Raw genomic sequence first — 10,728 nt, forward strand, 5'->3', positions numbered from 1 at the left:
TGTCTGAACTACCGAGGTGAAGAGTATGAGCGTCAACGTCCGCATTCCGACCATCCTCCGTACGTACACCGGTGGGCAGGCCGAGGTGAGCGCCGAGGGGGCCACCCTCGCCGAGGTCATCGCCGACCTGGAGAAGAACCACACCGGCATCGCCGCCCGCGTCCTGGACGACCAGGGCAAGCTGCGCCGCTTCGTGAACGTGTACGTCAACGACGACGACGTGCGCTTCGAGCAGGGCCTGGAAACGGCGACGCCCGACGGCGCGGGCGTCTCGATCATTCCGGCGGTGGCCGGCGGCTGAACCGCCGCGCCGGGGGCCGCTTCGTACACGCGTTTTCGTATACAACGACCCCTGTCCCTGCGCAGAGTTACTCCGATTGCCCCCACCACGAGAGAAGCGGAGGGGGCAATTCTGCATGGTTGATCGCGGTACAGTTGGGAATGGAGCTTCGCTATTGGTGTCCGGCGGCGTCAGTCGCCCGGATGAAGTCGGCCTCGGAGCCGACAAGAAGTAGCCAAAGTGTCCTGCCTATTTGAGCCGAACGTGGCTTTTGCCTGGCCCGACTTGCCCTGAACCCCGGTGAATTCTCCGCATATCGGCGATCGGCCCTGCCCAGAATTCTCGTCCGATTGACCTGTTGCAGACGGCAGTTGGGCAGATACATTCAGCCGCGGTCGACGCGTTCCGGCGCACACCCCCAACCCATGGGGAGTGAGGTCTGACCCGGGTCCGCGAAGTGCGGTCCTGCGCAAGGGCCAGTAATAGGGGAGTTAGGCATGGCTCAGGGCACCGTCAAGTGGTTCAACGCGGAGAAGGGATACGGCTTCATCGCGGTCGACGGTGGTGCGGATGTTTTCGTCCACTACAGCGCGATTCAGATGGACGGCTACCGCACCCTGGAAGAAGGTCAGCGAGTCGAGTTCGAGATCTCGCAGGGCCAGAAGGGTCCGCAGGCGGACATGGTCAAGCTCGCCGTCTGATCGGCTTGGCGCGATCGGCCACCAGCGACGCAAGGGCCCGCCTCCCTCACCGGGAGGCGGGCCTTCCGCCGTCCCCCTCCGGGCCCGGGCCCCCGGCCTGCCGCCTCCACTCCGCGCCGGATGCCCCCCACCCACCCGCCCATGACCAGGCAGCCCCTGCCCCCCGGCCACGAGCCGCCGCCGCTCCGCGCCGGATGCTTCCCGCCCGCCCATGACCGGGCCCCCGGACCGGACGCCCCGCCCCTCGGCCGCGAGCCGTCACCGCTCCGGGCCGGATGCCGCCCACCCGCCCGCCCATGACCGGGCCCCCGGCCCGGACGCCCCGCCCCTCGGCCGCGAGCCGTCACCGCTCCGGGCCGGATGCCGCCCACCCGCCCGCCCATGGCCAGGCAGTCCCTGGCGCGGGCGGCCCGTCTCTCGGGTGCGGGCCGTGGCCCTCCGTCACCGTCGCTCCGCGCCGGATGTCTCCCACCGCCCGCCCATGACCAGCCGGGTTCCGGCGCCGGGCGCCCGGCCCCTTGGCCGCGAGCCGTCACCGCTCCGCCCCGGATGCCACCCGCCCGCCCATGACCAGCCGGGTTCCGGCGCGGGCGCCCCGTCCCTCGGCCGCGGGCCGTTGCCGCTCCGCGCCGGATGCTTCCCACCCGCCCACCCATGGCCAGGCAGCCCCTGGCGCGGGCTACCCGTCTCTCGGGTGCGGGCCGTTGCCCCCCCCATCACCGTCACCGTCGCTCCGCGCCGGATGTCTCCCACCGCCGGCCCATGACCAGCCGGGTTCCGGCGCGGGCGCCCCGTCCCTCGGCCGCGGGCCGTCGTCGCCCGTCACCGTCGCTCCGCGCCGGATGTCTCCCACCCACCCGCCCATGACCACGGAGTCCCCGGCGCGGGCTGTCGCCTCCGTCGCTACCACGGCGGATGTCTCCCGCCCATGACCAGGCGCAGCTTCACGGCGCGGGCTGTCGCCCTCGGCGGCACTGTTCTGTGGCGGATGTTTCACGCGCGAGCGGATGGGCGCTTGCCTGCCCGGGCGGTGCGCTGCTGAGCAATGGGTGGGTGGGTGGGAGGTATCCGGCGCGTTAGCGGCGGTGTTGTGGGCGGCGGGGGCGGGTGGCAGCGGCTGGGGTTGCGCGGCGCGCGTTTCGCGCTGGTTCGGGGCCAGGTAGTCGCTTCCCTGCCCGGGCGGTGCACTGCCGAGCAATGGGCGGGTGGGTGGGAGGCATCCGGCGCGCCAGCGCCGGTGTCGTGGGCGACGAGCCGCGCCTGAGGGACGGGCAGGCGGCAGCGGCGCCACCGTTCTGCGGCAGATGTTCCACGCGCGAGCGGGTGGTCGCTTTCCTGCCCGGGCGGTGCACTGCCGAGCAATGGGCGGGTGGGTGGGAGGCATCCGGCGCGCCAGCGCCGGTGTCGTGGGCGACGAGCCGCGCCCGAGGGATGAGCAGGCGGCAGCGCCCTCAGCGGCCAGGGCCGCGCCTGAGGGATGAGCAGGCGGCAGCGCCCCCAGCGGCCAGGGCCGCGCCCGAGGGATGAGCAGGCGGCAGCGCCCCCAGCCCCCCCAGCGGCCAGGGCCGCACCCGAGGGACGAGCAGGCGGCAGCGCCCCCAGCGGCCAGGGCCGCGCCCGAGGGACGAGCAGGCGGCAGCCCCCCAGCCCCCCAGCCACCAAGGCCGCACCCGAGGGGCGGCCGGGCGGCAGCCGGGCGGCGAGGCCCGAGGGGCCGACAGGCCGCGCCCCCGGGCGGCAGCCGGGGCTCGCATGCGCAGCCAGGGTTCCCAGGGACCCCCGGGCAGGAGGGGAAGTGAGGAAGCCGGACCCCAGTGTGTGGGGGCGACCTTGCACTCGGAGGGGGCGAGTGCTAATCATTGGCGTTAGCACTCTACGAGTGAGAGTGACAGAAGGACCGGGTGGGCGAGGCCCGCAGGCCGGGTGGGGCAAGGAACCACAAGGCAGGCAGGCCGTCCGTCGCGGGCGCCGGCGCGGTCCGAGTTTTTCCACCCCTGTCCGGGAGGACCACTTCACATGGCCAAGATCATCGCGTTCGACGAGGAGGCACGGCGCGGCCTCGAGCGCGGCATGAACCAGCTCGCCGACGCCGTCAAGGTGACCCTGGGCCCCAAGGGTCGCAACGTCGTCCTCGAGAAGAAGTGGGGCGCCCCCACGATCACCAACGATGGTGTGTCCATCGCCAAGGAGATCGAGCTCGAGGACCCGTACGAGAAGATCGGCGCCGAGCTGGTCAAGGAGGTCGCGAAGAAGACGGACGACGTCGCCGGTGACGGCACGACGACCGCGACCGTCCTGGCCCAGGCGCTGGTCCGCGAGGGCCTGCGCAACGTGGCCGCGGGTGCCAACCCCATGGCCCTGAAGCGCGGCATCGAGAAGGCCGTCGAGGCCGTCTCGGGCGCCCTGCTCGACCAGGCCAAGGAGGTCGAGACCAAGGAGCAGATCGCGTCCACGGCCTCCATCTCCGCCGCCGACACCCAGATCGGCGAGCTGATCGCCGAGGCCATGGACAAGGTCGGCAAGGAAGGCGTCATCACGGTCGAGGAGTCCCAGACCTTCGGTCTGGAGCTTGAGCTGACCGAGGGCATGCGCTTCGACAAGGGCTACATCTCGGCGTACTTCGCGACCGACATGGAGCGCATGGAGGCGTCGCTCGAGGACCCGTACATCCTCATCGTCAACTCCAAGATCTCCAACGTGAAGGACCTCCTTCCGCTCCTGGAGAAGGTCATGCAGTCGGGCAAGCCGCTGCTGATCATCGCCGAGGACGTCGAGGGCGAGGCCCTGTCCACGCTGGTCGTCAACAAGATCCGTGGCACCTTCAAGTCCGTCGCCGTCAAGGCCCCGGGCTTCGGCGACCGCCGCAAGGCCATGCTCGGTGACATCGCCATCCTCACGGGCGGCACGGTCATCTCCGAGGAGGTCGGCCTCAAGCTGGAGAACGCCGGTCTGGACCTGCTCGGCCGCGCCCGCAAGGTCGTCATCACCAAGGACGAGACCACGATCGTCGACGGTGCCGGTGACTCCGAGGCCGTCCAGGGCCGGGTCAACCAGATCCGCGCCGAGATCGAGAACAGCGACTCGGACTACGACCGCGAGAAGCTCCAGGAGCGCCTGGCGAAGCTCGCGGGCGGCGTGGCCGTCATCAAGGCCGGTGCCGCGACCGAGGTGGAGCTGAAGGAGCGCAAGCACCGCATCGAGGACGCCGTTCGCAACGCGAAGGCGGCCGTCGAGGAGGGCATCGTCGCCGGTGGTGGCGTGGCCCTGCTCCAGGCCTCCTCGGTGTTCGAGAAGCTGGAGCTGGAGGGCGACGAGGCCACTGGCGCCGCCGCCGTCAAGCTCGCGCTCGAGGCCCCGCTGAAGCAGATCTCCGTGAACGCCGGGCTCGAGGGTGGCGTCATCGTGGAGAAGGTCCGCAACCTCACCCCGGGTCACGGCCTGAACGCCGCGAACGGCGAGTACGTGGACATGATCGCCGAGGGCATCATCGACCCGGCGAAGGTCACGCGCTCCGCGCTGCAGAACGCCGCGTCGATCGCCGCGCTGTTCCTCACCACCGAGGCCGTCATCGCCGACAAGCCGGAGAAGGCCGCCCCGGCCGCTCCGGGCGGCATGCCCGGCGGTGACATGGACTTCTGAGCCGGCTGACGGTTCAGGCTCGTCCTTCCCGAGGGCGGCACTCCTTGCCTCTGGCAGGGGGTGCCGCCCTCGGGCGTTTCAGCACAGGCTCCGGTAGGGGGCGTCCGGGACGTATGTACGCCACTCCTCGCGGGTGATGTCGCGGCCCGCCTTCCGGCAGACGGCGGCGGTCAGGCGTTCCGGGGTGAGGTCGAGGGCCTGGGCGCGGTTGCCGGTGAGGGCCCGCAGCACGCCGTCGCCGTCGAAGGCCAGGGCGTCGATGTCGCGGCCCATGAGTTCCAGCGGCGCCCCGAGGGCGAGGCGGGCGTCGAGGTCCCAGAGCTGGAGGGCGTTGCCGTCGACGACGGCCGCGAGGAGCGAGCCGTCGGGCGAGACGGCGGGCGCGCCCATCGCCTTGCCGCCGTGGGTGCCGCCCCGGACGGTGCTGCTGGGCATCCGCGCCCGGCGCCCGGTGGCCGCGCCGTCCCACAGCTCGACCCAGCCCGTGTCCCGTACGACGGCGAGGGTCCCGCCGTCGCGGGAGAAGACGAGGTCCGCCGCGGTCCCCCGGCCGAAGCGGGCCCGCCGCGTGGTGCCCTTCGCCAGGTCCAGGACGTCACCCCGGGTGGTGATCAGACGGCGGCCGTCCGGGCTGAACTGGCCGTGGATGTCGGCCTTCTCGTACGTGTGGACGCGCTTGCGGGCGCGGGTGTCCCAGACCTCGTACGTGCCGGGCTCGGGGTCCGGTGCCCCCGCGGGCTCGTGGAAGTACGCGAGGTGGCGGCCGTCCGGCGAGACGGTGATGGCGGAGACCTCGCGGTCCTGAGGGACGGGCGCGCGGAACAGTTCCTTGTGCGCGCGGGTGTCCCACAGGCTGATCGCGAGGCGGTACCGGTCGCCGCGGGTCACGAAGTCGGTGAAGGCGAGGTGGCGGCCGTCGGCGGACAGGCCGCTCTCGCGGTTCTCCGCGGCTTCGCCCGGGCCGGGGCGCTGGGTGACGGGGGCGGCGGACCTCTTCCCCGTACGCAGGTCGACGAGTCGCTGCACCGGCCGTTCGTGGGTGGCCGTGCGGAACACGCCCACGCGGCCGTCGGCGGACACCGCGGCGGCCTCCGTGTCCGGGCCGAGCGGCCCGGTGGACAGGGCGGCGCGCACGTCGAGCCGGTGCACCTGGAGCGGGCTGGTGGTGACGTAGACGAGGTGTTGGGTGCGGTGGTCGTAGGCGGCCTGGCGGAAGTCGTCCTCCTGGCCCTGGCGGGGGGTGAAGCGGAAGACCGGGGTCCCGGCGTCGTCGAGGGCCCAGATCTCCAGGGTGCCCTTCTCGGTGGTGCCGATGACATGGCGGCCGTCGGCGCTCAGCGACGCGCTCTCCAGCTCCTCGTAGACCGCCTGACCCGTCTCCTCACCGGTGGCGGTCCTGAAGACGGTGGTCGTGGTGAGGGGCGAGTGCACCGCCACCTGGCGGCCGTCCGCGCTGAAGCTGATGCCCCGGCCGCACAGCGGGCCGCTGCCGTCGCCTTCCGAGTCGAAGACCCGCTCGGTGCCGCCGGGGCCGACCGACCAGACCACCATGGGGGCCTGGTCCTCGCCCTGGGTGCCGCAGGTCGCGTAGTGCGTGCCGGCCGGGGAGAGCACCGGCCTGCTCCGCTGGGACCAGGCCGCGATCCGCTTGCCCGTGGGGGAGAGGAGGCGGTACTTCGTGTCCGGGTTCCGCTCCGGCTCCGTGGTGAACTCCTCCAGGAGTACGTGGCCGTGGTTCGAGAGCGCGGCGGGGACGTAGCCGGGCGTGTGCGGCAGGGGCTTTCCCCGGGTCCCGCCGTCGCGGACGGACACGATCCGGTCGGGGGAGTCCTCGCCCCCGCCGTGGGCGAGGAGGAGGCGGCCGTCCGGGCTGGCGACGATCTCGCCCAGTTCGTCGCCCATGGCGTCGCCCTTCAGCGTGGCGTACGGCTTGGCCGCGCCCGCGCGCCCCTTGGTCAGGTCCCACAAGCTGAAGGTGCCGGTCGTGTACTGCACCATCACCCGCCCGCCGGGCAGCACCTCCTGGCCGCTGTCCTCGGTCGACACGACGGCGGGGGGCGCGATCACCGCCGTCTCGCGCTGCGTCGCCGCCGAGTTGAGCGCCGAGCGTGACTCCGGGGTCCGCGCGATGCGCCAGGACGCGAGCCCCAGCAGCAGGGCCGTGTCCGGCTGGTCGCCGCGCAGGTTGTCGGCGGCCTGGGCGACCGAGCGGGCCGTGGCCTCGGCGCGGCGGCGGTCCGCCTCCGCGGCGTTGCGGTCGCTCTCCCGGGCCTGGAACCAGGCGATCGTCCCGGCGAGCAGCACGAGCGCCGCCAACGCGGCCAGGCCGGACAGGAGTTGGCGCCTGCGGCGCGTGGCGCGCGCGGCCTCGTCCCGGGACGCCGTCAGGAAGCGCAGCTCCAGCGGGTTCGGGCGGAGCGGGAAGGGAGCCGTGGCCAGCCAGTCCAGGCCGGTCGCGAGCGCCGTGCCGCGCAGCAGGTCGTCGGCGCGCTCCCCGCCCGCCCGCCAGGCCAGCGCCGCCCGGCCGACGCGCCGGTGGACCGTGAGCCCGGCCCGGTCGTCGGCGACCCACTCCCGTAAGCGCCGCCACGCGGGTATCAGGGCCGCGCTGACCGGCCGTACGGACCGGTCGTCCGCCTCGACGACGAGGGCCCCGGCGGCGGCCAGCGCGTCCACGGCGGCGTCCGTGGCCCGCCGCTCGCTCTCGGGCCGGTCCGCGCACAGCTCCGCCCGGCTCGCGGTCCGTACGGTGTCCTGGGCGCCGTCGGCCGCGTCCCCGGGCACGACGAGGCGCAGCAGCACCTGCCGCGCCACGAGCTGGGTCGCGGCCGGGAGCGCGGCGAACGCGTCCTCCGCGCGGTCGCCCAGCGGTGGCACGACCTCCGTGGTGGCGCCCTCGGGCCGGCCGCCCGCCTCGGCCGCCCGCCGGGCCCCCGCCTCCAGGAGGCCCTTGCGCGGGTCGGCGGACTTCGGCAGCTCCCCGACCAGGCCCAGAAGCAACTCCCGCGCGGGGGGCCGCAGTTCAGGCCGCTTCGCCAGGGCCGCCGCGACCAGGGGACGCATCCGGCCCGGCACCGCCGACAGGTCCGGGTCCAGGGTCGTCGCCCGGTGCACGACCTCGCCGATGTGCGCCCCCCGGAAGGGCTCCGCGCCGCTCGCCGCGTACAGCACCACGGCCGCCCACGCGAACACGTCCGACGCCTCCGTCGCCCGCCTGCCCGCCAGCACCTCGGGCGCCATGTAGCCGAACGTCCCCATGATCCTGCCGGTGGCCGTCACCGAGGTGTCCGGGGCGCGGGCGATCCCGAAGTCGATGATGCGCGGGCCGTCCGGCCCGAGCAGGACGTTGCCCGGCTTCAGGTCGCGGTGCACCACGCCCGCGCCGTGGATCGCGACGAGCGCGGTCGCCGCGCCCACCGCCATGCGCGTCAGGGCGTCCTCGCCGAGCGGGCCCCGCTCCCGCACCTCGTCCGCGAGCGTCGGCCCCGGCACGAACTCGCTGACGATGTACGGGGTCTCGCCCCCGGCCGAGGCGTCGAGCACCCGGGCCGTGCAGAACGACGCGACCCGCCGGGCCGCGTCCGCCTCCCGCCCGAACCGCTCCCGTACGAACGGTTCCGCGCCCCGGTGCAGCGCCTTGACCGCGACGCGGGTGCCGTGGGCGTCGTACGCCTCGTAGACGACGCCCTGGCCGCCCGCACCGAGCCGTGCCGCGAGCCAGTAGCCGCCGAGCCGCTCGGGGTCCTCGCTCAGGAGCGCGGTCGTCAACGCCGTGCCTCCTCCTTCAGCCGCCCTGCCTCAACGACCCGATGAAAGCGGACCAGGCTGGGGGATGGAAGAGGAGGTGGGGGCCGTGGGGGTTCTTGGAGTCCCGGACGGGGACGACGTCCGGGTGGCCGTCAGCCACTTCCAGGCAGTTGCCGCCGTCCCCCGCGCTGTACGTGGACTTGCGCCAGCGGGCTATCTCCAGGCAGTCGTCGCCGCCCCCGCCGCTGTACGTGGACTTGTGCCAGATGGCCTTGCTCAGGTCGTACTCAGGGCTGGTCCTCATGCTCGTAATCCTCTGCCACTGATTCGATCAGGGCCAGGGAATCCTTGGGTGACTGTGCGCTGGCCCCAACCAAATCGTAGGTCAGTTCGTGCCGTGCGACTGTGGCCGGGTCGTCCTCCAGGCGGCCGATGCCCAGGCCATCGACGAACGCCAGCGGGGGTGCGTCGCTGAACGTCATCAACTTGAGGGTGCCGCCCAGCGCCATGTGCGCGCCTACGTCGAACGGCAGCACCTGCACGATCACTCGCCGCTTGCGTGCCAGCTGGACAATGTGCCGTAGCGCTGGTGCCATCACGTCAGGTCCGCCGACACTTCGTCGCAGTACGGCTTCGTCAAACACCACCCATAACAACGGGGTTGTTGGATCATCGAGGATTGCTGTCCGAGCCATCCTCGCGGAGACGAGGTCGTCGATGACGGCGTCCGGCGCAGTTGGCTGGTAGGCCAGGAATACTTCGCGGGCGTAGTCGGGGGTCTGCAACAGCCCGGGGATCAGCAGGGGTGCGTACTCCTTGATCGCGGTGGCGACAGCTTCCGCCTCCGCTGCTTCGGCGAAGTGGTCGGGGTACTTCGACTTCGCCAGGGCGCGGCAGTTACGGGCGAAGAAGCCGCCCGTGCCGAGGGTCTCGTCGAAGTGGCGGGCGTACTCCAGGTGCATCCTGCGCGTACCGGCCTCCAGTTGGCCGATGAAGGAGCCGCTGACGAACAGCGGGGCGCCGAGGGCCTCCTGGCTGAGGCTGGCCCGCTCACGCGCATGGCGGAGTTCGGCGCCCAGTAAAGCGCGGGGATTGGAAGACGGGTCGAGGTCTTTGGGGCGGGTCATCGGCGAGTAGCTCCTCGGACACCGGGGGGACTGTTGGGTGGCCTGCGCTTTTCAGGGTAGGCGCGGGTGAACACCCTGGGTGAGGAACGTTGAACACTCAGTAGAAAGGCGTAGTCATGGCAATGACGGCGGAGGAGAGGGGCCGCGCGGCCGAGGACGCGGTGGCCGCGCTGCGGGCGGAGCTGGCCCGGCTCGGGCTTACGCTGCCCTCGCTGCGGGTGGACCCCCTGACGATGGCGGCGGAAGCCCCGTACCCGCTGGTGGAGTTGGGGCGGTGCAACCTGGACACGGCGATGCGCCTCGTGGCCGTGCTGCGCGAGGCGGCGAAGTGAACCCGGGGGAGTACGCGGTCGACGTACGCAACGGCAGCGTCGGCCAGGTGATGAGCCACGAGGGCGGTTACGTACAGCTGCGCCCGGTAGGCGGAGGCAGAGAGTGGGACTGCCCACCGGAGTCGACGGCCCCCGCGTCGACGGGTGAGGTCCTGCGCGCCCGCGTCCGCCAGGTGAACAGGGAGGGTCGGCTGCCGTGAGGGGCGTTGTCAGTGGCCGGTGGGACGGTGGGGCGCATGGGACTTTCGATCCGGTGCCACCAGGATCAGCTCACCGGCCTGTGGACCGCCACCGGTGAGGACGGGGAGCGCCCGGCGGTGACGGTGACGGCGGGGACGGCGGACGAAGCGGCTGCGCTGGTACGGGAGGCGTTCGGCCTGGCGGCGTACCGCCCCCCGCCGCTGCTGCCACCCGGGTGGCACCGCTTCGACCTGATCCACTGCCCGGTGGGGCGGCTGCCCGGGTTCGGAGATCCGCTGTACGACACGATCAAAGCGAGCCCGCCTCAGGGCTGCACGGTGGAGGCGTTCGGGGCGTACTTCGGGCTGAGGTGCGAGCGGCGGGGCGCGACCCTGCTCGACTCGGTCGGCGAGCTGTGTGCCGAGGTCCGGGCCGGGCACGGTCTGCTGATGACCGACCTCGGTGTCGAGAAGCTGTGGGAGTGGAGTTCCGAGGGCGGGACCGACGGGTGGGGCGCCGGGATCGTGGGGCAACTGCTCCTCATGGCCGCCGAGCGCGGCCTGGCGCTCGGCTACCGCCCGGCGGAGCTGGTGGGGTTCCTGCGCCGGGCGGTGGGGGACGCCGGGCCCTAGGTTCTGTCGTCAAATGTCACGCCCACATCAGGAGTGAGGCGAGGGTGACTGCTGCGTGGTAGGACTCGGCGGTCTTGTCGTACCGGGTGG

9 protein-coding genes are annotated in these 10,728 nt (G+C 72.7%); 6 read left to right on the top strand and 3 right to left on the bottom strand.

Features of this window, described 5'->3' with window-relative positions:
- Positions 1-25 precede the first annotated feature (25 nt).
- The 3 genes from AC07GB_RS36710 to groL all read left to right on the top strand — a co-directional run bounded on the left by AC07GB_RS36710 (position 26) and on the right by groL (position 4,620).
- Positions 26-301, top strand: coding sequence for a MoaD/ThiS family protein (locus tag AC07GB_RS36710; protein WP_058924632.1), 276 nt, complete (start codon positions 26-28; stop codon positions 299-301).
- A 476-nt stretch (positions 302-777) separates the two neighbouring features.
- Complete coding sequence (locus AC07GB_RS36715) at positions 778-981, top strand: cold-shock protein (RefSeq protein WP_005315736.1); 204 nt, start codon at positions 778-780, stop codon at positions 979-981.
- Between the two features lie 2,016 nt (positions 982-2,997).
- Positions 2,998-4,620, top strand: a complete 1,623-nt coding sequence (gene groL, locus AC07GB_RS36720) for a chaperonin GroEL (protein WP_478853340.1) — start codon at positions 2,998-3,000, stop codon at positions 4,618-4,620.
- A gap of 78 nt (positions 4,621-4,698) precedes the next feature.
- On the opposite strand, the gene AC07GB_RS36725 is transcribed toward groL, so the two are convergent.
- From AC07GB_RS36725 to AC07GB_RS36735, 3 genes are read right to left on the bottom strand one after another with little or no spacing between them, the layout of a single operon-like run.
- Positions 4,699-8,388 (bottom strand): protein kinase domain-containing protein, encoded by a 3,690-nt coding sequence (locus AC07GB_RS36725; RefSeq protein WP_478853342.1) that lies wholly within the window; start codon positions 8,386-8,388, stop codon positions 4,699-4,701.
- 16 nt (positions 8,389-8,404) lie between these two features.
- Positions 8,405-8,671 carry a DUF397 domain-containing protein gene (locus AC07GB_RS36730; RefSeq protein WP_478853344.1) on the bottom strand — a complete coding sequence of 89 codons (267 nt, stop codon included), beginning with the start codon at positions 8,669-8,671 and terminating at the stop codon, positions 8,405-8,407.
- On the bottom strand, positions 8,655-9,494 hold the full coding sequence (locus AC07GB_RS36735; protein ID WP_478853346.1) for a helix-turn-helix domain-containing protein: 840 nt from the start codon (positions 9,492-9,494) through the stop codon (positions 8,655-8,657). The genes AC07GB_RS36730 and AC07GB_RS36735 overlap by 17 nt, the downstream gene beginning before the upstream one ends.
- 116 nt (positions 9,495-9,610) lie before the next feature.
- On the opposite strand from AC07GB_RS36735, the gene AC07GB_RS36740 reads away from it, so the two are divergent.
- From AC07GB_RS36740 to AC07GB_RS36750, 3 genes are read left to right on the top strand one after another with little or no spacing between them, the layout of a single operon-like run.
- Positions 9,611-9,826, top strand: a complete 216-nt coding sequence (locus AC07GB_RS36740) for a hypothetical protein (protein ID WP_478853348.1) — start codon at positions 9,611-9,613, stop codon at positions 9,824-9,826.
- Complete coding sequence (locus tag AC07GB_RS36745) at positions 9,823-10,026, top strand: hypothetical protein (RefSeq protein WP_478853350.1); 204 nt, start codon at positions 9,823-9,825, stop codon at positions 10,024-10,026. The genes AC07GB_RS36740 and AC07GB_RS36745 overlap by 4 nt, the downstream gene beginning before the upstream one ends.
- A gap of 36 nt (positions 10,027-10,062) precedes the next feature.
- Entirely contained in the window at positions 10,063-10,638 is a 576-nt protein-coding gene (locus AC07GB_RS36750; RefSeq protein WP_478853352.1) for a hypothetical protein, read from the top strand.
- Positions 10,639-10,728: the final 90 nt, after the last annotated feature.

This window comes from Streptomyces sp. NPDC045778 (genome assembly GCF_056431945.1).

Bases quoted from the DNA above. Each gene is read 5' to 3' on its own strand.
- AC07GB_RS36735 (WP_478853346.1), bottom strand. From the start codon at position 9,494: ATGACCCGCCCCAAAGACCTCGACCCGTCTTCCAATCCCCGCGCTTTA.
- groL (WP_478853340.1), top strand. From the start codon at position 2,998: ATGGCCAAGATCATCGCGTTCGACGAGGAGGCACGGCGCGGCCTCGAG.
- AC07GB_RS36750 (WP_478853352.1), top strand. From the start codon at position 10,063: ATGGGACTTTCGATCCGGTGCCACCAGGATCAGCTCACCGGCCTGTGG.
- AC07GB_RS36730 (WP_478853344.1), bottom strand. From the start codon at position 8,671: ATGAGGACCAGCCCTGAGTACGACCTGAGCAAGGCCATCTGGCACAAG.
- AC07GB_RS36715 (WP_005315736.1), top strand. From the start codon at position 778: ATGGCTCAGGGCACCGTCAAGTGGTTCAACGCGGAGAAGGGATACGGC.
- AC07GB_RS36710 (WP_058924632.1), top strand. From the start codon at position 26: ATGAGCGTCAACGTCCGCATTCCGACCATCCTCCGTACGTACACCGGT.
- AC07GB_RS36740 (WP_478853348.1), top strand. From the start codon at position 9,611: ATGGCAATGACGGCGGAGGAGAGGGGCCGCGCGGCCGAGGACGCGGTG.